The organism is Streptomyces sp. NPDC054047, from assembly GCF_055585065.1.
Genome location: NZ_JBVJKV010000002.1, coordinates 74118 through 96469, shown reverse-complemented (window position 1 = coordinate 96469; position 22352 = coordinate 74118). Strand labels below are relative to the sequence as shown.

Annotated in this window: 17 protein-coding genes; 6 read left to right on the top strand and 11 right to left on the bottom strand. The window is 71.3% G+C overall.

All coding sequences use genetic code 11. The features are described from left to right. The first annotated feature begins 61 nt into the window (after positions 1-61). Together ACZ6ZP_RS07180 and ACZ6ZP_RS07175 are read left to right on the top strand one after the other, a co-directional pair. The gene (locus ACZ6ZP_RS07180; RefSeq protein WP_351158202.1) at positions 62-1591 is read left to right on the top strand and encodes a helix-turn-helix domain-containing protein; all 1530 of its coding nucleotides are present in this window, start codon (positions 62-64) and stop codon (positions 1589-1591) included. A gap of 110 nt (positions 1592-1701) precedes the next feature. Then, positions 1702-3105 carry an FG-GAP repeat domain-containing protein gene (locus tag ACZ6ZP_RS07175; protein WP_469405889.1) on the top strand — a complete coding sequence of 468 codons (1404 nt, stop codon included), beginning with the start codon at positions 1702-1704 and terminating at the stop codon, positions 3103-3105. A gap of 18 nt (positions 3106-3123) precedes the next feature. Here ACZ6ZP_RS07175 and ACZ6ZP_RS07170 read toward each other — a convergent pair whose 3' ends face one another. From ACZ6ZP_RS07170 to ACZ6ZP_RS07160, 3 genes are all read right to left on the bottom strand, one after another. Continuing rightward, a complete protein-coding gene (locus tag ACZ6ZP_RS07170) occupies positions 3124-3960 on the bottom strand; it encodes an alpha/beta fold hydrolase (protein ID WP_351158196.1) in 837 nt (278 codons plus the stop codon). Positions 3961-4026: 66 nt separating this feature from the next. After that, a complete protein-coding gene (locus tag ACZ6ZP_RS07165) occupies positions 4027-4425 on the bottom strand; it encodes a RidA family protein (RefSeq protein ID WP_469405887.1) in 399 nt (132 codons plus the stop codon). 261 nt (positions 4426-4686) lie between these two features. Then, positions 4687-5886 carry an acyl-CoA dehydrogenase family protein gene (locus ACZ6ZP_RS07160; RefSeq protein WP_469405884.1) on the bottom strand — a complete coding sequence of 400 codons (1200 nt, stop codon included), beginning with the start codon at positions 5884-5886 and terminating at the stop codon, positions 4687-4689. A 103-nt stretch (positions 5887-5989) separates the two neighbouring features. Here ACZ6ZP_RS07160 and ACZ6ZP_RS07155 point away from each other — a divergent pair, with 103 nt between their 5' ends. Further along, positions 5990-7630: an AMP-binding protein gene (locus tag ACZ6ZP_RS07155; RefSeq protein WP_383823746.1), complete on the top strand. Its 1641-nt coding sequence runs from the start codon at positions 5990-5992 to the stop codon at positions 7628-7630. A gap of 4 nt (positions 7631-7634) precedes the next feature. Continuing rightward, positions 7635-8459: a PaaX family transcriptional regulator gene (locus tag ACZ6ZP_RS07150; protein WP_469405883.1), complete on the top strand. Its 825-nt coding sequence runs from the start codon at positions 7635-7637 to the stop codon at positions 8457-8459. A 9-nt stretch (positions 8460-8468) separates the two neighbouring features. Here the strand turns inward: ACZ6ZP_RS07150 and ACZ6ZP_RS07145 are convergent, their stop codons facing one another. Both ACZ6ZP_RS07145 and ACZ6ZP_RS07140 read right to left on the bottom strand, forming a co-directional pair. Next, on the bottom strand, positions 8469-10820 hold the full coding sequence (locus ACZ6ZP_RS07145) for a bifunctional salicylyl-CoA 5-hydroxylase/oxidoreductase (RefSeq protein ID WP_469405881.1): 2352 nt from the start codon (positions 10818-10820) through the stop codon (positions 8469-8471). A gap of 2 nt (positions 10821-10822) precedes the next feature. Next, positions 10823-11650, bottom strand: coding sequence for an enoyl-CoA hydratase family protein (locus ACZ6ZP_RS07140; RefSeq protein ID WP_351158182.1), 828 nt, complete (start codon positions 11648-11650; stop codon positions 10823-10825). Positions 11651-11969: 319 nt separating this feature from the next. Here ACZ6ZP_RS07140 and ACZ6ZP_RS07135 point away from each other — a divergent pair, with 319 nt between their 5' ends. Further along, entirely contained in the window at positions 11970-12386 is a 417-nt protein-coding gene (locus ACZ6ZP_RS07135) for an ATP-binding protein (RefSeq protein ID WP_351158179.1), read from the top strand. Here ACZ6ZP_RS07135 and ACZ6ZP_RS07130 read toward each other — a convergent pair. The 6 genes from ACZ6ZP_RS07130 to ACZ6ZP_RS07105 all read right to left on the bottom strand — a co-directional run bounded on the left by ACZ6ZP_RS07130 (position 12367) and on the right by ACZ6ZP_RS07105 (position 21028). Then, the gene (locus ACZ6ZP_RS07130) at positions 12367-13818 is read right to left on the bottom strand and encodes an amino acid permease (protein WP_351158176.1); all 1452 of its coding nucleotides are present in this window, start codon (positions 13816-13818) and stop codon (positions 12367-12369) included. The genes ACZ6ZP_RS07135 and ACZ6ZP_RS07130 overlap by 20 nt on opposite strands. 111 nt (positions 13819-13929) lie before the next feature. Further along, on the bottom strand, positions 13930-14928 hold the full coding sequence (argF, locus tag ACZ6ZP_RS07125; protein WP_469405878.1) for an ornithine carbamoyltransferase: 999 nt from the start codon (positions 14926-14928) through the stop codon (positions 13930-13932). An 87-nt stretch (positions 14929-15015) separates the two neighbouring features. After that, complete coding sequence (locus tag ACZ6ZP_RS07120) at positions 15016-16245, bottom strand: arginine deiminase (RefSeq protein ID WP_351158171.1); 1230 nt, start codon at positions 16243-16245, stop codon at positions 15016-15018. 84 nt (positions 16246-16329) lie between these two features. Beyond that, complete coding sequence (locus tag ACZ6ZP_RS07115) at positions 16330-18894, bottom strand: polynucleotide kinase-phosphatase (protein ID WP_469405876.1); 2565 nt, start codon at positions 18892-18894, stop codon at positions 16330-16332. Continuing rightward, a complete protein-coding gene (locus ACZ6ZP_RS07110; RefSeq protein ID WP_469405874.1) occupies positions 18891-20420 on the bottom strand; it encodes a 3' terminal RNA ribose 2'-O-methyltransferase Hen1 in 1530 nt (509 codons plus the stop codon). The genes ACZ6ZP_RS07115 and ACZ6ZP_RS07110 overlap by 4 nt, the downstream gene beginning before the upstream one ends. Positions 20421-20575: 155 nt before the next feature. After that, positions 20576-21028, bottom strand: coding sequence for a cold-shock protein (locus ACZ6ZP_RS07105; RefSeq protein ID WP_351158162.1), 453 nt, complete (start codon positions 21026-21028; stop codon positions 20576-20578). 171 nt (positions 21029-21199) lie between these two features. Between ACZ6ZP_RS07105 and ACZ6ZP_RS07100 the strand changes: the two genes are divergently transcribed. Beyond that, positions 21200-22123, top strand: a complete 924-nt coding sequence (locus tag ACZ6ZP_RS07100) for an LLM class F420-dependent oxidoreductase (protein ID WP_351158160.1) — start codon at positions 21200-21202, stop codon at positions 22121-22123. Positions 22124-22352 lie beyond the last annotated feature (229 nt).

The window sequence follows — 22352 nt, the reverse complement described above, 5'->3', positions numbered from 1 at the left end:
GTTTCTCGTATGGCCTACCCCAGCGCGTGCGTCATCTCATATCTGAGATAACCTGCGGAACATGGCAGACGATTACCTCGTACGTATCGGCAAGCTCATCCGCGACGCCCGTCAGCACCGGGGCTGGACGCAGTCGCAGCTTGCCGAGGCGCTCAACACCAGTCAGAGCGCCGTGAACCGCATCGAGCGGGGCAACCAGAACATCAGCCTTGAGATGATCGCCCGTATCGGCGAAGCGCTGGACAGTGAAATCGTCTCGCTCGGGTACGCGGGACCCATGCATCTGCGCGTGGTCGGCAATCGCCGGCTCTCGGGCTCCATCGACGTCAAGACGAGCAAGAACGCCTGCGTGGCGCTGCTCTGCGCGTCCCTGCTGAACAAGGGGCGCACGGTGCTGCGCCGCGTGGCGCGGATCGAGGAGGTCTACCGCCTCCTCGAGGTCCTCGGTTCGATCGGCGTACGCACCCGTTGGATCAATGACGGGGTCGACCTCGAGATCGTGCCGCCCGCCAAACTCGACATGGAGGCGATCGACTCCGAGGCCGCGATCCGGACCCGCTCGATCATCATGTTCCTGGGTCCGCTGCTGCACCGCATGGACCGCTTCAAGCTGCCGTACGCGGGCGGTTGCGACCTCGGCACCCGCACGATCGAGCCGCACATGATCGCGCTGCGCCGCTTCGGGCTCGACATCGCCGCGACCGAGGGGCTCTACCACGCCGAGGTCGCGCGGGACGTCGTACCGGACCGCCCGATCGTGCTGACCGAGCGCGGCGACACCGTGACCGAGAACGCCCTGCTCGCCGCGGCGCGCAGCGACTGCACGACCGTCATCCGCAACGCCTCGTCGAACTACATGGTCCAGGACCTGTGCTTCTTCCTGGAGGCGCTCGGCGTGAAGGTCGAGGGCATCGGCACGACGACCCTCACCGTGCACGGCGTGCCGACCATCGACGTCGACGTGGACTACTCCCCCTCCGAGGACCCGGTCGAGGCGATGAGCCTGCTCGCCGCGGCGGTCGTCACGGAGTCCGAACTGACCGTGAACCGCGTCCCGATCGAGTTCCTGGAGATCGAGCTCGCGGTCCTGGAGGAGATGGGGCTCGACCACGACCGCACGGCGGAGTACTTCGCCGACAACGGCCGTACGCGCCTGATCGACCTCACCGTCCGGCCCTCCAAGCTGGAGGCGCCGATCGACAAGATCCACCCGATGCCGTTCCCCGGCCTGAACATCGACAACGTCCCCTTCTTCGCGGCCATCGCGGCGGCGGCGCAGGGCAAGACGCTGATCCACGACTGGGTCTACGACAACCGCGCGATCTATCTGACCGACCTGAACCGCCTCGGCGGGCGCCTCCAACTCCTCGACCCGCACCGCGTGTTGGTGGAGGGCCCGACCCGCTGGCGCGCCGCCGAGATGATGTGCCCGCCCGCGCTGCGGCCCGCCGTGGTCGTGCTGCTCGCGATGATGGCCGCCGAGGGCACGTCCGTGCTGCGCAACGTGTACGTGATCAACCGTGGCTACGAGGAGCTGGCCGAGCGGCTCAACTCCGTGGGCGCGCAGATCGAGACGTTCCGGGACATCTAGCCTCCGGTAGACCCCGGTATCCCCGGTAGCCCCCGGTTCTCCTGACACGACTGGGCAACGATCCCGGTCGTGCCTGGAGATGTGCGAGGGCGCGGTGTTGGGGTGGGCGCATGGAAGATCGCACCCGCGTCCCCGGCACCCGCGCCCTCGGCACACGCGCCCTCGTCGCGCTCTGTGCCTCGCTGGCCCTGCTCGCGGCGGGGTGCGGCGGGCAGGGCGACACCGGCGAGCCGTCGCCGTCCAAGGGCGGCGGCAACCCCATGAACCCCGTGACCCCCGTGGTGACTCCGACCGCCTCGCGTCCCGTGCCCGCCGACGGCAAGGGCTCGAAGGACCCGGACGACATCAACGGGGACGGGCACCGCGATCTGCTCGTCCCCGTGACCTCCCGCAAGGAGGACGGACACGGGCGGACCGCCGTCGTCTTCGGCTCCGCCAAGGGGCTCGACCCGTCGACCCACGCCGTGTACGACTACGCCTCGGGCACCGTCACCACCGCCGACCTGGACGGCGACGGCTATCCCGACTTCGTCTCCACCGAGCGCTCCACGGCGCAGGAGAAGCCGACCGTGGCCTGGGGCGGCCCGAGCGGGCCGAAGGCCGGTGCGGAGGCGACCGAGATCCAGGTGCCGGGCGGCCTGTCGGGCGAGGGCCTGTCCGCCCCGGAGCGGGGCGACTTCGACGGGGACGGTCACCACGACATCGCGGCGGTCCGGCAGGACGGGTCCGTGACCCTGCTGTACGGCCCCTTCACCCGGGCCGGGGCCCCGGCCCGCAGCGACTCCCGGCCCGGCAGGGGGAACTGGCTCGCCGCGGACGACATCGACCCCACGGGCAAGGCGCACGCGACCGGCCTCCTCGTCCACGAGGGCGACGACGGCGAGCAGACGGGCGGCGTCCTCTACCGGGCGCGCACCGGAAGCGGTCTGTCCCGGACCTCCGTCGAGCTGCGCGACGGCAACGCGGTGGCGTGGGGCGACTACGACGGTGACGGCGCCCGTGATGTGGCCATCGGCGACAACGGCAGCCGCAACAACGAGCCGGACACGGGGGAAGCGCCGGAGGTGGTCTTCTCCCTCGCGATCTACCCGGGCACGGGTGGCGCCCCGGCCACGCACAAGATCCCGCCGAGCAAGAACAGCTCCTACTACGGGCCCGGCGGCTACAACTCCGCGGACCCGGACGGCGACGGCAAGGACGGCCTCGTCGTGGCCACGGACGAGGGCGCGCTGCTGATCGAGCTGCCGGCTGAGGGCGAGAAGCGGACGAAGATCCTCCGCGAGGGGCCCGCCCGCGCGGACGGCAAGAAGATCCCGGCCCGCTGGCGGCACGCCCGCCCCTTCGCCGCCGCCGACTTCGACGACGACGGCAAGGAGGAACTGATCCTGAACTGGGGCACGGGCGTGTTGTTCAACCTCTACGGCGAGAACCCCACGCACTGGTGGCTCACGGACGGCACGTCGTCACGCGACAAGACGGCGTTCGCCACGACGGGGTTCGCGGGGCGGGGCTGAGGGGCTGAGCGCCCTGCCCTAGGTGGCGGCCACGAACTCCCGGATCGCCGCAGCCAGGCCGTCCGGGCGGTCCAGCGGGATCAGCGTGCGGCAGTCGTCCAGCTCCACCAGGCGGCTCTTGGGAAGCAGTTCGGCGAACCTGCGGCCGTGCTCCGGGGGCATCATCTTGTCCTGCTTGCCCCAGACGATCAGGGCCGGCCTGTCGTACGAGGCCAGCGCGTCCGCCGCCTCCCGCATCTCCGTCTTGCGCGCGGAGCGCAGATAGCGGACCAGGACCCCGCGTGCCACGGGGTCGGTGCGCAGCGGTTCGAGCCAGCGGTCGGTCAGGTCGTGCGGGACGGGGCGGTGCGCCATGACCGCGAATCCCGTGCCCGGGACGCGGCGCAGGGCGCGTACGGAGAGGATGCGGACCAGGAGCGCGATGCCGCCCGGGACGCGCGCGGCGGCGTCCATCATCTTGCCGCCCGCGCGCGGCGGGTAGTTGTCGAAGGCCTCGCAGCCCGCGATGACCATCCGGCCGACGCGGTCGGGGCGTTCGGCCGCCAGCTGCTGGAGCCGTCCGGCGTCGTTCTCGACGAAGACCGCGTCGTCGCCGAGCTCCAGCGCGTCGGCGAACTCGCCGATCAGCCGGGCCATGGTCGGTGGCGTGAGCTCGGCGCCCGGCTTCAGGGGCACGCGGTGGCTGCCGTACGGCAGGGTCGGCACCAGGCAGCGGAACTCGTCGCCCAGTTCCTCGACGACGTGGCGCCATACGCTGCCGTCCTGGACAGGACCGTGCAGGAGGACGAGCGGTGTGCCGGTCCCTCCGGTGTCCTCGTACTCGATCGGTCCCGCGGTGAGTTCGATCTGTGCCATGCCCGCCCCGTTTCCTCGCGTGATCGTCATTGCCTCGCGTGATCGTCGCGCATGACGCTATGCGGATCAGTCGAGTACCGCCACCCCGTCCAGCTCCACCAGGCACTGTTCGTCCCAGAGCCGGACGGCGCCGATCACCGCCATGGCGGGGTAGTCGCGACCCGCCAACTTCCGCCAAATGAGGCCGAGTTGGGCGGCCTGGATGCGGTAGTCGGCGACGTCCGTGGCGTAGACGGTGACGCGGGCGAGGTCGGCGGGGGTGCCGCCTGCGTGGCGCAGGGCCGTGAGGAGATTGGTCAACGCCTGCTCGAACTGTTCGGGGAGGGTGGTGGCGGTGACCTTCCCCTCGGCGTCGAGCGCGGTCTGGCCCGCGAGGAAGACGAGGCGGGTGCCGGTGGCGGTGACGGCGTGCGAGAAGCCGGTGGGCGGGGAGAGGTCTACGGGGTTGATGCGGTTGAGGGGCATGGGGTGGTCTCCTGTCTCTCTGTAGTCGTGTGCGGGATCGTTGCGCCTGCGGCGGGCCTTTCCCCAACCCCACCCCTTCCCGATAACCCGCTCTGGCGCGGGGGCCTTGGTGACCGTCATCACCGGCTCCGCCGAGTTCGTCCTCAAACGCCGGACGGGCTGAGAATCAGCCCCTCCGGCGTTTGAGGAGCGGGGTCTGGGGCGGAGCCCCAGGTTGGCCCCCGCGCCGAGCGGGTTATCGGGAAGGGGCGGGGTTGGGGATCAATCTTTGTTACCCGAGTACAACTCCTTCGCGATAATCGTCCGTTGCACCTCACTCGCCCCCTCATAAATGCGAGGCGCCCGCACCTCCCGGTACAAGTGCTCCAGCAAATGCCCCCGCTGCAAAGCGCACGCCCCGTGCAGCTGAACCGCCGCGTCCACCACATACTGCGCCGTCTCCGTGGCCATCAGCTTCGCCATCGCCGCGCGCCGGGCGATGTCCGGCTCGTCGCGGTCGTAGGCCGCCGCCGCCGCGTGCACCATGAGGCGGGCCGCCTCGGTCCGGGTGGCCATCTCAGCGACCTGGTGCGCCACCGCCTGAAGGTCCTTCAACTTGCCGCCGAACGCCTCGCGTTGAGCCGTGTGCGCGAGCGTCGCGTCGAGCGCCGCGGCCGCCATGCCGACCGCGAAGGCGCCGACGCTGGGGCGGAAGCGGTTGAGGGTGGTCATGGCGACGCGGAAACCGCGGTCGGGTTCGCCCAGCACGTCGTCTCCCGTAACGGTCACGCCGTCGAAGGCGAGGGCGCCGATCGGGTGCGGGGAGAGCATGTCCAGGGGGGTGCCGGTGAGGCCCGCCCGGTCGGCGGGCACGAGGAAGGCGGTGACGCCACGGGCGCCCGCGCCGGGGGTCGTACGGGCGAAGACGGTGTAGAAGTCGGCCTCGGGTGCGTTCGAGATCCAGCACTTCTCGCCGGTGAGCCGCCAGGAGGACGGGCCGTCCGGCGCGGCGCGCAGGGCCAGGGCCGCGGCGTCCGAGCCCGCGCCGGGCTCGGAGAGCGCGAAGGCTGCGACGGCGTGGCCCGCGCGGGCGGGGGCCAGCCACTGCTCGCGCTGGCGCGCGGAGCCGTACGCGGCGACGGGGTGCGCCCCCAGGCCCTGCAGGGCGAGCGCTGTCTCGGCCTCCGTACAGGCATAGGCGAGGGACTCGCGCAGGAGGCAGAGCCCCAGGGCGCCGGACGTGGCGCGCGGGGCCCGTGAGGCGGAGGGGGTGGAGGCTCCACCCCCACCCTCACCCCCACCCTCCCCCTCGCCCGCGAACAGGCGGTCCAGCAGACCCAGTTCACCCAGCGCCTCCACCAGCGGGCGGTTCACCCGGCCCGGCTCGCCCTTCTCCGCCAGCGGGCGCAGCCGCTCGTCGGCGAGGGTGCGTAGCTCCGCACACCAGGCGGTTTGTTCCGGATTGAGCGAGAATGCCGTCATGCCGGGCCCCTCCTCTATCGCGCACCGTTGACTGTCGTCACCATCACGATACGCTCGTTGCGCGAGCTCACCACAAGCCCGAACGGCAAGGGGGCGACCCGCTGTGGACGCCAAGAGTGCACCCCGACTCCATCCATCGGCCCACGTCGACACCTTCGCCCGGGAGCATCTCCCGCCGCCGGAGCAGTGGCCCGCGTTCGTCCACGACCGGCCCGAGCTGCACTACCCCGACCGGCTCAACTGCGGCGCCGAGCTCCTGGACCGGACGGTGGCGCGGTTCGGCGCCGACCGCCCCGCGTTCCGTGCGGGCTCCGGCGAGGTGTGGACGTACGGCGAGCTGCAGCGGCACGTCGACCGGATCGCGCACGTCCTGACCGGCGAACTCGACGTACGGCCCGGCCAGCGCGTCCTGCTGCGCGGCCCCACCTCCCCCTGGCTCGCGGCCTGCTGGCTGGCGGTGATGAAGGCGGGCGCGGTCGCGGTCACCGTCCTGGCCCAGCAGCGCTCGCAGGAGCTGGCCACGATGTGCGAGATCGCCGAGGTCGGCCACGCGCTGTGCGACGCCCGCGCCGTGGACGACCTGATCAAGGCCGGTGTCCCGGGGCTCCGCGTCACCACGTACGGCGCGGACACGGACGACGACCTGCTGGCGCGCGCCGCCCGGCAGCCGGACGGCTACGAACCCGTCGACACCGCCGCCGACGACGTCGCTCTCATCGCCTTCACCTCCGGCACCACCGGCCGCCCCAAGGGCTGCATGCACTTCCACCGTGACGTGCTCGCCATCGCCGACACCTTCGCGCGCCACGTCCTCAAGCCCGTGCCCGAGGACGTGTTCGCGGGCAGCCCGCCGCTCGGCTTCACCTTCGGGCTCGGCGGGCTCGTCATCTTTCCGCTGCGGTTCGGCGCCTCCTCGCTCCTGCTCGAACAGGCGGGTCCCAAGCAGCTGTTGCCCGCGATCGCCGAGCACGGCGTGACGGTGATCTTCACCGCGCCGACCGCCTACCGCGCGATGCTCGACGAGCTCAGCAGGCCCGACGCGCACGACGTCTCCACGCTGCGGCGGTGCGTCTCCGCCGGCGAGAACCTGCCCGCCGCCACCTGGCAGGCCTGGCACGAGCGCACCGGGCACCGCATCATCAACGGCATCGGCGCGACGGAGCTCCTGCACATCTTCATCTCCGCCGCGGACGAGGCCATCAGGCCCGGCACCACGGGCCGCCCCGTTCCCGGGTGGCACGCGCGCGTGGTCGACGATTCGGGGGCCCAGGTGCCGGACGGTCAACCAGGCCTGCTCGCCGTCCGCGGCCCGGTCGGCTGCCGCTATCTGGGTGACGAGCGGCAGCTTCAGTACGTACGCCACGGCTGGAACGTCACCGGCGACACCTATGTCCGCGACGCCGACGGCTACTTCACCTACGTGGCCCGCGCGGACGACATGATCATCTCGGCCGGGTACAACATCGCGGGCCCGGAGGTCGAGGAGGCGCTCATGCGCCACCCCGACGTCCTGGAGACCGCCGTCGTGGGGCGCCCGGACGAGCTGCGCGGGCAGATAGTCGTCGCGTACGTCGTCGCGCGTCCGGGCACGGAACGGGACCCGGACCGGCTCCGCGAGTTCGTGAAGGGCGAGCTGGTGCCGTACAAGTGCCCGCGCGAGATCGTCTACCTGGACGCGCTGCCGCGCACCGCCACGGGCAAGCTCCAGCGGTTCCGGCTGCGGGAGCCCGGCCCCGTAGAGTGATCACGTGTCCGAGCAGCACACTCCACGGTCCCTGATCGTCACCTTCTACGGCGCCTACGGGCGCGCGGCCCCCGGCCCGGTGCCCGTCGCCGAGCTGGTCAGACTCCTCGCCCCGGTCGGCGTGGACGCCCCCTCCGTGCGCTCGTCCGTGTCCCGGCTCAAGCGGCGCGGCCTCCTCGTCCCGGCGCGGACGGCCGCGGGCGCCGCGGGGTACGCCCTGTCGCCGGACGCGCGCCAGCTCCTGGAGGACGGCGACCGGCGCATCTACGCCTCTCCCCCGGCCGCGCGGCGGGACGGCGGCTGGGTGCTCGCCGTCTTCTCCGTGCCGGAGTCGGAGCGCCAGAAGCGACACGTACTGCGCTCCCGCCTTGCCGGGCTCGGCTTCGGGACGGCCGCTCCGGGGGTGTGGATCGCCCCGGCGCACCTCTACGAAGAGACCCGGCACACCCTGGAGCGCCTCCAACTCGCCTCGTACGTCGATCTGTTCCGGGGCGAGCACCTGGGCTTCGCGGCGACGGCGGACGCGGTGGCCCGCTGGTGGGACCTGTCCTCGATCGCCAAGGAGCACGAGGCGTTCCTCGACCGGCACGAGCCGGTGCTCCGGGCCTGGCAGAGGCGGACGGACACCCCGCCGGAGGAGGCGTACCGCGACTACCTGCTGGCCCTGGACTCCTGGCGCCGGCTGCCGTACGCGGATCCGGGGCTGCCGGGGGAACTCCTCCCGGAGGGGTGGCCCGGCGACCGGTCCGCCGAGGTGTTCACGGCACTGGACGGGCGGCTGCGGGACGCGGGGGCGCGCTTCGTGACGCCCGCGCCGGACGGCACCTGAGCCCGCTCGTCACCTCCCCAGCGTGAGGCGGGGCTTGGGGGCGTCCGTGCGGCCGGTCTGCGGCGGCCTGCTGCCCGCGCGGTACTGCGAGGGCCAGCTGACTCCCGGCCCCGCGTAGCCCTGTTCGGCCGCCGCGTGCAGGGTCCAGTGCGGGTCGTACAGATGCGGGCGCGCGAGTGCGCACAGGTCCGTGCGGCCCGCCAGGATCAGCGAGTTGACGTCGTCCCAGGAGGAGATGGCGCCGACCGTGAGGACGGGGGTACCGGTTTCATTGCGGATGCGGTCGGCGAACGGGGTCTGGTAGGAGCGGCCGTACGCGGGGCGCTCGTCGGAGACGACCTGGCCCGTGGAGACGTCGATCGCGTCGGCTCCGTGGGCGGCGAAGGCGCGGGCGATCTCGACGGCCTCGTCCGCCGTGGTGCCGCCGTCGGCCCAGTCGGTGGCCGAGATGCGGACGGTCATGGGTTTACCCTCCGGCCACAACTCCCGCAGCGCGTCGAAGACTTCGAGGGGGAAGCGCAGCCGGTTGTGCAGCGATCCGCCGTACTCGTCCGTCCTGCGGTTGGTCAGCGGCGAGAGGAACCCGGACAGCAGATAGCCGTGCGCGCAGTGCAGTTCGAGGAGGTCGAAACCGCTGTCATCGGCGCGCCGGGCCGCCGAGACGAACTCCTCGCGGACCGCGGTCAGTCCGGCCCGGTCCAGCTCGTGCGGGCGCTGACTGTTCTCCTTGTACGGGAGGGGCGAGGGCGCCACCAGCGGCCAGTTGCCCTCGTCGAGGGGTTCGTCGATGCCCTCCCACATCAGCTTCGTCGAGCCCTTGCGGCCCGAGTGACCGAGCTGGACGCCGATCGCGGTGCCGGGCGCCTGCGCGTGCGCGAAGTCGGTGATCCTGCGCCAGGCGTCGGCCTGGCCGTCGGTGTAGAGCCCGGCGCAGCCCGGCGTGATGCGGCCACGCTCGCTGACGCAGACCATCTCGGTCATGACCAGGCCCGCGCCGCCGAGCGCACGGGCGCCCAGGTGGACGAGGTGGAAGTCGCCGGGGACGCCGTCCACCGCGGAGTACATGTCCATGGGCGAGACGACCACGCGGTTGCGCAGGGTGAGGTCGCGCAGCCGGAAGGGCGTGAACATCGGCGGCGTACCGGCCGGGCAGCCGAAGTCGCGCTCGACGGACTCGGTGAAGCGGGCGTCGCGCAGCCGCAGGTTGTCGTGGGTGACGCGGCGGCTGCGGGTGAGCAGGTTGAACGCGAACTGGCGCGGCGGCTGGCCGAGATAGTCCGGGAGCCGCTCGAACCACTCCAGGCTCGCGCGGGCGGCGCGCTGCGTGGACTCGACGACGGGCCGGCGCTCGCTCTCGTACGCGGCGAGGGCCTCGGCGATGCCGGGCCGCTCCTGGAGGCAGGCGGCGAGCGCGAGGGCGTCCTCGACGGCGAGCTTGGTGCCGGAGCCGATGGAAAAGTGGGCGGTGTGGGCCGCGTCGCCGATGAGGACCGTGTTGCCGTGCGACCAGCGTTTGTTGACGACCGTGCGGAAGTTGATCCAGGCGGACTTGTTGCCGCGCAGGGTGCGGCCGTCGAGGGCGTCGGCGAAGATCTTGGCGCAGCGCTCGGTCGACTCGCGCTCGTCGAGCTCCGCGAACCCGGCCGCCTCCCACACCTCTTCGCGCATCTCGACGATGACGGTGGACTCGCCGGTCCCGCCCCCGCTCCCCGCCGTGGAGAACGGATAGCCGTGCAGCTGCATCACGCCGTGCTCGGTCTCGGCGATCTCGAAGCGGAAGGCGTCGAAGGCGAAGTCGGCGGCGAGCCAGATGTAGCGGCAGCGGTGCGTCTCGATGCTCGGCCCGAAGGCTTCGGCGTGCGCCTCGCGGGTGAGGCTGTGCACGCCGTCGGCCGCGATCACCAGGTCGTACGCGGTGGAGAGCTCGGCCGCAGGGGGTGCCTCGGCGCAAAAGCGCAGGTCGACGCCGAGCTCCCGGCACCGCTCGTGCAGGATGCCGAGCAGTCGGCGGCGCCCCAGCGCAGCGAAGCCGTGGCCGCCCGAGGTGTGCCGGCTGCCCCGGTGCACGATGTCGATGTCGTCCCAGCGCACGAACTCCGCCTGGAGCGCGGCGTACACGACGGGGTCGGCGTGCTCGATGCCGCCGAGCGTCTCGTCCGAGAGGACGACGCCGAAGCCGAACGTGTCGTCCGGGGCGTTGCGCTCCCAGACGGTGATCTCGCGCTCCGGGTCGAGCCGCTTGAGCAGGGCCGCCGCGTAGAGCCCGCCGGGGCCGCCGCCGATGACGGCGATGCGGTGCGCGGAGCCGCGCGCGGGGGTGGCCGTGGTCGCGGGGGTGGTCATGGTCGCGGGGGTGGCCATGGTCAGCGCCCCTGCCACTTGGGCGGGCGCTTCTCCGTGAACGCCGCGTGGAATTCCTTGTAGTCCTCGCCGGTCATGAGCAGGGCCTGCGTCGCCGCGTCCAGCTCCACGGCGGCGGCGAGCGGCATGTCCAGTTCGGAGGTCAGCAGGGCCTTGGTCTGCGCGTACGCGAGGGCGGGCCCGTCGGCGAGGCGGCGGGCCAGGGCCTGTGCGGCCTCGGCCGCCCTGCCCTCGTCCGTCAACTCGCTGATCAGACCGATCCGTTCGGCCTCGGGGGCGCGCACCGCGTCGCCCAGCATCAGGATGCGCGTGGCGTGGCCGAGGCCGACGACGCGGGGCAGGAGGTACGCGGCGCCCATGTCGCCGCCGGACAGGCCGACCCGGGTGAAGAGGAAGGAGAACCGCGCCGAGGGGTCCGCCACCCGGAAGTCGGCGGCGAGGGCGAGCACGGCGCCCGCGCCCGCGGCGACCCCGTGCACGGCGGCGATCACCGGGAAGGGGCATTCGCGGATGGCCCGGACGACCTGGCCCGTCATGCGGTTGAAGTCGAGCAGCTGGGCGGTGTCCATGCCGAGGGTCGCGCCGATGATCTCGTCGACGTCACCGCCCGAGCAGAAGCCGCGCCCCTCCCCGCCGAGCACCAGGGCGCGCACGGACTTGTCGCGGGAGAGCTCGGCCAGGAGATCGCGCAGGTCGGCGTAGGCGCCGAAGGTGAGCGCGTTCAGTTTGTCGGGGCGGGCCAGGGTGACCGTGGCGACCCCGTCGTCCACCTCGAAGCGGAGGTGCTGCCAGTCGGGGGTGCGGGGGGCGGAGCCGGTGAAGGGACTCATGACGACGTGCGGCCTCCTCGGTCGGGGCGGCGGCGGTCTGCCTCTCGAAGTTATCACCGATCCGTGACCGTCGTCACGAGTGCGCGATATGCGGTCCGGGCAGCCTCCCCGTGGACCCCACGGCCGCGGCAGCCCCCAGAGCTCCCATCCGCACCACAGAGCCCTTGTGGGAACTGAAATCCCGATATGCGCGTCTTTTCACCTGGAGCACCCAAGGGCCGGACGTCCCGGAAATGCCCGACCGTCGACCCTGTCGACATAGCGCTTAAGATTCGTACGGTTGAAAGCAGGACCGCCTGCTGCCCTGATCGGACCCGCCTTGCAAGAACCTCCCGCTCCTGCCTCGTGGCGCATCGCGCTGCCGCACACCACGGCCGCCGTACCGATCGCCCGCGCGCTGGTGCGCACCGCGCTCACGGAGATCGAGTCGCCCGCCGACAGCGACACCGCCGAGCTGCTCACGGCCGAGCTGGTGGCCAACGCGGTGGAGCACACGTCGGGGAACGACCCGATAGAGCTCGTCATCGAGCTCCTGGCGAGCGGCTGCCAGGTCGAGGTCCACGACTCGAACCCGCAGCCGCCCGGTGATCTCACCAACCCGTCACCGCCCGGCGAGCCGGACCCCTGGCAGGAGCACGGGCGCGGCCTGCTCCTGATCCGCACCCTCAGCTCCTCGTGCGGTCACCGCACCACCGGCTCCGGCAAGGCGGTCTGGTTCACACTCCCCGCGGCGTAGGCGAACCGGCCTCGGCCTCTGCGGCCTTGCCCAGCCGGGAGTTGCGGCGCCCGTACAGCGCGTACACCAGCGTGCCCACCACGAGGAACACCGCGAACTGCACCCACGTCGTCCAGCCCGTGCCCCAGATCAGGTAGAGGCAGAAGCCCACGCCCAGGATCGGGCTGACGGGGTACAGCGGCACCCGGAAGGTGCGCCTCAGCTCCGGCGCCGAGCGGCGCAGCGCGAGCACCGCGACATTCACCACGACCATGATCCCCAGCGTGCCGATCGTCGTCAGGTTGACCACCACGTCCAGCGACGAGAAGGCGGCGGGGACGGCGAAGACCGCCGCGACGATCCAGGTGTTGGCGACCGGCGTCGAGGTCTTCGGCGACACGCGCTCGAAGACGCGCGGGATGAGCCCGTCGCGGGACATCGACATCAGGATGCGGGTCTGGCCGTACATCACGGCGAGCACGACGGACGCGATGGCCACGACCGCGCCGAAGGCGATGATGCCGCCGCCGATCGTCGAGTCGGTGACCTGGTTGACGACCAGGGAGAGCGCGGCGGGCTTGTCGGCGACCGCGTCCGCGCCCAGCGCGCCGATCGCCCCGAGGGCGACGGCGACGTACAGCAGCGTGGCGACGCCGATGCAGATCAGGATGGCGATCGGGATGTTGCGCCGGGGGTTCTTGACCTCTTCGCCCGCCGTGGTGATCGCGTCGAAGCCGATGAAGGAGAAGAAGGCGAGCGAGGCGCCCGCGGTGATGCCGGAGGCACCGGCGCCCGCGAAGGGGGTGAGGTTGCCGGCCTTGAACGCGGTGAACGCGATCGCCAGGAACAGCAGCAGAATCCCGATCTTGAGGATGGCCATGGCGGCCGTCGCCCGCGCGCTCTCCCGGATGCCGCGCACGAGCAGCACCGCGGCCAGCAGGATCACGACGACGGCGGGCAGGTTCACCACGCCGCCCTCGCCGGGGCCCGCGGAGAGCGCGTCGGGCAGGTGCCGGCCGGTGAGGCTTTCGAGCAGCTCGTTCAGGTACTGGCTCCAGCCGACCGCCACGGCGGAGACCGAGACGCCGTACTCCAGGAGCAGGCACCACCCGACGAGGAAGGCGGTGCGCTCGCCGAGCGAGGCGTACGCGAAGGAGTACGAGCTGCCGGAGACCGGGATCGCACCGCCCAGCTCGGCGAACGAGAAGGCGGTGAAGATGCAGGTCACGGCGGCCAGGAAGTACGAGACGGCGACCGCGGGGCCCGCCTCGGCGACGCTGTCGGAGAGGCCGACGAAGATGCCGGTGCCGACGATCGCGCCGACGCCGAAGCAGACCAGCTGGAACAGGCCCATGGTGCGCTTGAGGCCGTGGCCTTCGAGGTCGGCGCCCGATTCGGCGACGAGGAGTTCGGGGGACTTGATGCGGAGTCCTGCCGGACCGGTCGTGCGCATGCGGTGGTTCTCATTTCGGTGGTGCGGGGAGCGGCTGGGGTGTGCCGCAAAAAAGCGGGGCCGGGGGAAGGTGTTCCCCGGCCCCGCCCGTGTGAGCGTGCGGTAACGCGTTCAGGCGAGCGTGGCGACGAGGATCGCCTTGATCGTGTGCAGGCGGTTCTCGGCCTCGTCGAAGACGACGGAGTGCGCCGACTCGAAGACCTCGTCGGTGACCTCCAGAGAGCTTAGACCGTGCCGCGCGTGGATCTCGCGCCCGACCTTCGTGCCCAGGTCGTGGAAGGCCGGCAGGCAGTGCAGGAACTTCACGTCGGCGTTGCCCGTCGCGCGCAGGACGTCCATCGTCACGGCGTACGGCGCGAGCGCCGCGATGCGCTCGTCCCAGACCTCCTTGGGCTCGCCCATGGAGACCCAGACGTCGGTCACGACGAAGTCGGCGCCCGCGACACCCTCGGCGACGTCCTCGCTGAGCGTGATCCGCGCACCGCTGGTCCCGGCGAGCTCGCGGGCCCGCGCCACGATCGCGTCGGCGGGCCAGTAGGCCTTCGGCGCGACGATGCGTACGTCCATGCCGAGCAGCGCCGCGGTGATCAGGTACGAGTTGCCCATGTTGAAGCGCGCGTCACCGAGATACGCGAAGGCGATCTCCGTGAGGGGCTTCGTGCTGTGCTCGGTCATCGTGAGCACGTCGGCGAGCATCTGGGTGGGGTGCCAGTCGTCGGTCAGGCCGTTGTAGACGGGCACGCCCGCGTAGGCGGCGAGCTCCTCGATCCCGGGCTGACTGTCCCCGCGGTACTCGATGCCGTCGAACATCCGGCCGAGCACGCGCGCGGTGTCCTTGACCGACTCCTTGTGCCCTATCTGCGAGCCCGAGGGGTCGAGATACGTGGTGGAGGCGCCCTGGTCGGCGGCGGCGACCTCGAAGGCACAGCGCGTACGGGTCGAGGTCTTCTCGAAGATCAGCGCGATGTTCTTGCCGCGCAGCCGCTGCGTCTCGGTCCCCGCCTTCTTGGCCGCCTTCAGCTCGGCGGCGAGATCGATCAGGCCGCGGAACTCCTCGGCGGTGAAGTCCAGCTCCTTGAGGAAGTGGCGGCCGGTGAGGTCGATGGCCATGATGGCGCTCCAGAGGCGAGTACGGGGACACGGGATTCTGGAAGTCTATACGATGCTCCACATTTCTATTCAGTGATCTCAACGCGTCTATTCAGTGATCGGATCGCGCTCCACCGGACAGCTCATGCAGCGCGGACCGCCCCGGCCGCGCCCCAGCTCGCTCCCCAGGATCTCGATCACCTCGATGCCCTCCTTGCGCAGATGCGTGTTCGTCGTCGAGTTCCGCTCGTACGCCACGACGACGCCCGGCTCCACCGCCAGGACGTTGCAGCCGTCGTCCCACTGCTCCCGCTCGGCCGCGTGCACGTCCTGGGTGGCCGTGAGGACCCGGATGCCGCTCAGGCCGAGGGCCGCCGCGATGGCCCGGTGCATGTGCTCGGGCGGATGGTCGGTGACCTTCAGCTCCCGCCCGTCGACGCCCGGCTCGATGGTGTACGACGGCAGCATGCCCAGGCCCGCGTACTGCGTGAAGGTGTCGGCGTCGACCATCGTCATCACGGTGTCCAGATGCATGAACGCGCGTCTCTTCGGCATGTCCAGGGCCACGATCGTCTGCGCGGAGCCCGCGGCGAACAGCTTGTGCGCGAGCATCTCGACGGCCTGCGGCGTGGTGCGCTCGCTCATGCCGATGAGGACCGCCCCCTTGCCGATCACCAGGACGTCGCCGCCCTCGATGGTGGAGGGGTAGTCCGACTGCCCCTGGGACCACATGTGGAATTCCTCGGCCCGGAAGAGCGGGTGGTGCTGGTAGATCGCCTCGAAGTGCACGGTCTCGCGCTGCCGCGCGGGCCAGCGCATCGCGTTGATCGAGACGCCGTCGTATATCCAGGCGGAGGTGTCGCGCGTGAAGAGGTGGTTGGGCAGCGGGCCGAGCAGGAAGTCGTCCAGGTCCATGCAGTGGAAGCGCACCGACGTCGGCTCGGGGTGGCGCTCCAGGAACTCCCGCTTCGTCATCCCGCCGATCAGCGCGTCGGCGAGCTCGGCCGACGGCAACGTCTCGAACGCGGCCCGCAGATGGTCCGTCGCCAGCGGCCCGTACTCCTTCTCGTCGAAGACCCGGTCCAGGACCAGGAGGCGCGCGCCGGGCACGTCCATCGCCTCGGTCAGCAGGTCGCCGAAGAGGTGGACGGCCACCCCCCGATCGCGCAGCACGTCGGCGAATCCGTCGTGTTCCTGGCGGGCCCTGCGGACCCACAGGACATCGTCGAAGAGCAACGCGTCCTTGTTGGTCGGCGTGAGCCGCTTGAGCTCCAGATCAGGGCGGTGCAGGATCACGCGGCGCAGCCGCCCGGCCTCGGAGTCGACATGGAATCCCATGGAGTCCATCTTTCCCCTGCCGGACGGCCGACGCCCGCTGTTGGCCAAAGCCGCGGGTTCGCGGCTGGAGCGGTGGGTTCGCGGCTAGAGCCGCGGGTCCACCGGCTCCGACTCCAGGGCCAGGACCGCGAACACCGCTTCGTGGACCCGCCACAGCGGCTCGCCCGCCGCGAGGCGGTCGAGGGCTTCGAGCCCCAGCGCGTACTCACGGATCGCGAGCGAGCGCTTGTGGCCGAGGAAGCGGCCGCGCAGCTTGTCGAGGTGGTCGGGGCGGGTGTACTCCGGGCCGTAGATGATCCGGAGATATTCGCGGCCACGGCACTTGATGCCGGGCTGCACGATCCGGCCCTTTCCGTCCCTGACCAGCGCCTCGACCGGCTTGACGACCATGCCCTCGCCGCCGCGGCCGGTCATCTCCGTCCACCAGTCGATGCCCGACTGGACCGACGCCTCGTCGCCCGTGTCCACGTACAGCCGTCGGGTGGTCTGGAGCAGGCCGGTGCCGTCGTGCTCCACCATGCGGTCGATCAGGGCGAGCTGTTCGTCGTGCGGGAGCGCGGCGAGGCTGCGGCCCTGGACGGCCAGGATCTGGAACGGCGCCAGACGCACGCCCTCCAGGCCCTCGGTCGGCCAGCAGTAGCGGCGGTAGGCGTCCGTGAAGGCGGCGGCGTCCACGGCCCGTTCGCGCTGCTTGGCCAGCAGCGCCCCGGTGTCCACGCCGCGTGCCGTCGCCGCTTCCAGGGCGGCGATCGCGGCGGGGAAGACGGCTCCGGATGCGGCGCCCACGGCCGCGTACTGCGTGCGGAGCAGGCCGGAGGCCTTGAGCGACCAGGGCATCAACTCCGCGTCGAGCAGCAGCCAGTCCGTGTCGAGCTCCTGCCACAGGCCCGCCTCGGTGACGGCGGTGCGCACGCGGCCGAGTATCTCCTCGGTGACCTCAAAATCGTCGAAGAAGGGGCGCCCGGTGCGGGTGCAGAGCGAGCCGGTGGGCCCGTCCACGCCGAAGCGCTCCCGGGCCACGTCCGCGTCACGGCACACCAGGGCCACGGCGCGCGAGCCCATGTGCTTCTCCTCGCACACGACCCGGGCGACCCCGTCCTGGGCGTACGACGCGAAGGCCTCGGCCGGGTGCTCCAAGTAGCCCTCGCGCTGCGATGTCGCGGTGGGCGCCATCGTCGGCGGGAGGTAGGGAAGGAGCCGGGGGTCGACGGCGAAGCGGCTCATGACCTCGAGGGCCGCCGCCGCGTTCTCCTCGCGCACGGCGACGCGGCCGGCGTGCCCGGTCTCCACGGCGCGGCGGCCGTGCACGTCGTTCAGGTCGAGCGGCCGTCCGTCGTGACCGCCGGGCGCCTCCGTGCGCAACGGCTTGGCCGGTTCGTACCAGACCCGCTCCGCCGGTACGTCGACCAGCTCGCGCTCCGGCCAGCGCAGCGCGGTGAGCCTGCCGCCGAAGACGGCGCCGGTGTCCAGGCAGATGGTGTTGTTCAGCCAGCTCGCGGTGGGCACGGGAGTGTGGCCGTAGACCACGGCGGCGCTGCCGCGGTAGTCCTCCGCCCACGGATAGCGCACGGGCAGGCCGAACTCGTCGGTCTCGCCGGTCGTGTCGCCGTAGAGCGCGTGCGAGCGCACCCGGCCCGACGTACGACCGTGGTACTTCTCGGGCAGACCCGCGTGACAGACGACGAGCCTGCCGCCGTCGAGGACATAGTGCGAGACGAGCCCGTCCACGAACTCCCGGACGCTGGCGCGGAATTCCTCGCTCTCCGCCGCCAACTGCTCGACGGTCTCGGCGAGTCCGTGGGTGTGCTGGACCTTTCGGCCCTTGAGGTGGCGACCGAGCTTGTTCTCGTGATTGCCCGGTACGCACAGGGCGGTGCCGTCGGCGACCATCGACATCACACGGCGCAGCACGCCCGGGGAGTCCGGGCCGCGGTCGACGAGGTCGCCCACGAACACGGCCGTACGCCCTTCGGGGTGCGTGCCGTCGACGTAACCGAGCTTGCCGAGCAGGGTGTCCAGCTCGGCGGCGCAGCCGTGGATGTCGCCGATGATGTCGAAGGGGCCCGTGAGGTGCGAGAGGTCGTTGTAGCGCTTCTCGGTGACGATGGTGGCGCCGTCGATCTCCGCCACGCCCTTGAGGACGTGGACCTTCCTGAACCCCTCGCGCTCCAAGTGCTTGAGGGAACGGCGCAGTTCGCGCTGGTGGCGCTGGATGACGCGGCGGGGCATGCCCGCGCGGTCGGCGCGCTGGGCGTTGCGAGCGGCGCAGACCTCCTCGGGCACGTCCAGGACGATGGCGATGGGCAGCACGTCGTGCTGTCTGGCCAGGTCGATCAGCTGCTTGCGGCTCTCGCTCTGCACGTTGGTCGCGTCGACGACGGTGCGGCGGCCCGCGGCGAGCCGCTTGCCCGCGATGTAGTGCAGGACGTCGAAGGCGTCACCGCTCGCGCCCTGGTCGTTCTCGTCGTCGGCGACGAGGCCGCGGCAGAAGTCGCTGGAGAGCACCTCGGTGGGCTTGAAGTGCCTGCGGCCGAAGGTGGACTTGCCGGAGCCGGTGGCGCCGACGAGGACGACGAGGGAGAGGTCGGTGACGGGCAGCACGCGCCCCGGCTGGGTGGCTTCGGCGCTGGAGCTGGATTCCTTCGTCATGCCGCCTGCACCTCCTTGGCGTTCTCGTCGTTCTTGCTGGTCTGGTCAGTCTCGCCGGCCTTGCCGGTCTGGTCGGTCTGGTCGGACCGCGTGAACACGGCCATCTGCGTCGGCGGCCCCACCTCGGGGTCGTCGACCCCGATCGGCACGAACTCCACGTCGTACCCGTGCCGTTCACCCACCTGGCCGGCCCAGCCGCGGAACTCCTCGCGCGTCCACTCGAACCGGTGGTCGCCGTGCCGGACATGCCCGGCGGGGAGCGTCTCCCAGCGGACGTTGTACTCGACGTTCGGTGTCGTCACGAGCACGGTGCGCGGCCGTGCGGAGCCGAACACCGCGTACTCCAGGGCGGGCAGCCGCTCCACGTCGAGGTGCTCGATGACCTCGCTGAGCACGGCGGCGTCGTACCCCTTGAGCCGCTTGTCCGTGTACGCGAGCGAGCCCTGGAAGAGCTTGACGCGCTCGGCCTGCCGCGCGCCCATGCGGTCCAGTTTCAGCCGCCGCGACGCGACGGTCAGCGCCCGCATCGACACGTCGACACCGGCGATCTCGGTGAACCGCGTGTCCTTGAGCAGCGCCTGCACCAACTGGCCCTGACCGCACCCGAGGTCGAGCACGCGCCCGGCACCGGCACCGGTCAGCGCCGCGAGGATCGCCTCGCGGCGCAGCACGGCGAGCGGGGTCGGCGTGTCCTCCGTGTCGCTCTCCTCGTCGACCGCGTTGTCGATGTCGTCGACGTCCGTGTCGTCCGCGTCCGCGAGCCGCACCAGTTCGAGCCGCTGCATGGCCTCCTGGGTGAGCGACCAGCGCCGCGCCAGATAGCGGCTGGTGATGAGCTTGTGCTCCGGGTGTCCCGCGAGCCAGCCCTCACCGGCGCGCAGCAGCTTGTCGACCTCGTCCGGCGAGACCCAGTAGTGCTTGGCGTCGTCGAGCACGGGGAGCAGGACATAGAGGTGCCGAAGCGCCTCGCCCAGGGTCAACTTCCCGTCCGGCACGTCGAGTACGAGATGGACGTACCGAGATTCGCCCCACTCCGCGAACTGCTCGTCCAGCGGAATCCGCGTCACCGTGGCCGTCCAGCCCAGCGGCTCGAACAGCTTGTGCACCAGGTCGGCCCCGCCGCGCGCGGGCAGCGCGGGTATCTCGATGCGCAGCGGCAGCGGCTGCCCCGCCCGCTCGGGCCGTGCGGTGCACACCCCGCGCATCGCGCTGGAGAACACCGCGCTCAGCGCCACGGCGAGCAGCGACGAAGCGGCGTAGGGCCGGTCGTTCACATACTGCGCGAGCGCCGCGTCGGGCGCACCGCCCCGCCCCTTGCCCTTGCCCCGCTTCACCAGTGCCACGGGATCCACCTCGAGCAGCAGCGCGGCCGTGCAACGCTCCACGGACGCCTCGGGGTAGAGGACGTGCGCGGTGCCGTACGAGGTGGAGAACGCCTGCGCCTTCTCGGGATGCTTGTGCAGCAGGAACCCGAGGTCGGTCGCGGGGCTCTCAGGGGTACCGGAGGTACTGATCGTCAGGAACACGGATTTGCCTCGAAACGCAATCTGAACTGCGGAAACTTACGGTTGCGGCTCCAGCGCGCCTCTAGACCGTACAGCGAACATCACCGACACCCTCAGGGTTTTTCGCTCCCCCTTCGATCCCCTCTGGCACCCCCTCGGCCCTCCTCCCCCGGCCCTCAGCCCTCGACCCAGCCGTGGCTCTTGCCGTGCTGCACCAGTTGTTCGCGCAGCTGCTTGATCTGCTCGCCGGTCATCCACGGAGCCGTGCTCAGCAACAGCTCGGTCAGCTCGAACGAGTACTCCGCGACGCTGAGCACATCGCAGGTGGGCTCCTCACCGTCGTCGAAACCGGCCGCGGCGGCCGCCTGAATCGACGGAGGCACCTGGGCGCGGACCGCGAACGGCGCCCCCGTCACTGCCTGCGCCCCCTTGGGGAGGCGGACGGACGACGCCTTGGGCCCGCGCTCGCCCTCCTCGATCTCGAACTCGACCTGCGCCCCCGTGTACACCAAAGGCTCCGGAATCAGCAGATCGTTGGCGTGCAGGAACACGTCTTCCCCGCCGTGCTCCGGGGCGATGAACCCATATCCCCGCGCGCCGTCGAACCGGACAACCCTGCCAGCGACCATCTCGACCTCAACCTCAACACCATCTCCGGACCCCTCGCCCGGACAGCCAGTGCCGAAGCCTAACCTCCGCCCCCGGGAGCCGGACCGGCCCAGCGCGCCCCTCGGGCGGGCGGTGGCAACACGGCTCGTGCGGGACTGAACCTGGCTCCGGCAGCCGGGCAAGATAGCTGCATGGACCTTCGAATCTTCACCGAACCGCAGCAGGGTGCGACCTACGAGACGCTCCTGCGCGTCGCCAAGGCCACCGAGGACCTCGGCTACAGCGCCTTCTTCCGCTCCGACCACTACCTCGTGATGGGCTCCTCCGACGGCCTGCCCGGTCCCACGGACGCCTGGATCACCCTCGCCGGACTGGCCCGTGAGACCCAGCGGATCAGGCTCGGCACCCTGATGACCGCGGGCACCTTCCGGCTGCCCGGCGTCCTGGCGATCCAGGTCGCGCAGGTCGACCAGATGTCGGGCGGCCGCATCGAGCTCGGCCTCGGCTCGGGGTGGTACGAGGCGGAGCACTCCGCGTACGGAATCCCCTTCCCGAAGGAGAAGTTCGGGCGCCTGGAGGAGCAACTCGCCATTGTCACGGGCCTGTGGGAGACCCCGGTCGGCAAGACCTTCACCTTCGACGGCACCTACTACCAGCTCTCCGATTCCCCCGCCCTTCCCAAGCCCGCGCAGCCCAAGGTGCCCGTCCTCATCGGCGGACACGGCGCCAAGCGGACACCCGCCCTCGCGGCCCGCTACGCCGGCGAGTTCAACATTCCCTTTGCCTCTCTCCCCGATACCGAGCAGCAGTTCAAGCGCGTGCGCGCCGCCGCGGAGGAGATCGGCCGCAAGGCCGATGACCTCACCTACTCCAACGCCCTGGTGGCCTGCGTCGGCAAGACGGACGCGGAGGTGAAGCGCCGCGCCGACGCGATCGGGCGCGAGGTGGAGGACCTGAAGGCGAACGGGCTCGCCGGTTCTCCCGCGGAGGTCGTCGAGAAGATCGCCGCCTACCAGGCCGTCGGCTCGCAGCGCATGTATCTCCAGATCCTCGACCTGGACGATCTGGACCACCTGGAGCTGATCTCCTCGCAGGTCATGCCGCAGCTGACCTGACCGCGACGCGACCGGCCCCGGTGGAGTCGACCTCCAGCGCACTCCCGTCAACTCCGCCGGCCGCGCCGGTCCTGCGCGGCCCCGGCCGGGTGAAATTCCGTCAACCCGGCATCCGGTGTGGCCCCGCCCCAGTGACCCGCCGCCGCCGGTGATCGTTGGCTCGGGCGGAGCCGGACCGCCCGGCCCTCGCACCGGCGGCCGCTGCTGGTGCGTCGCTTGCATCAGCTGC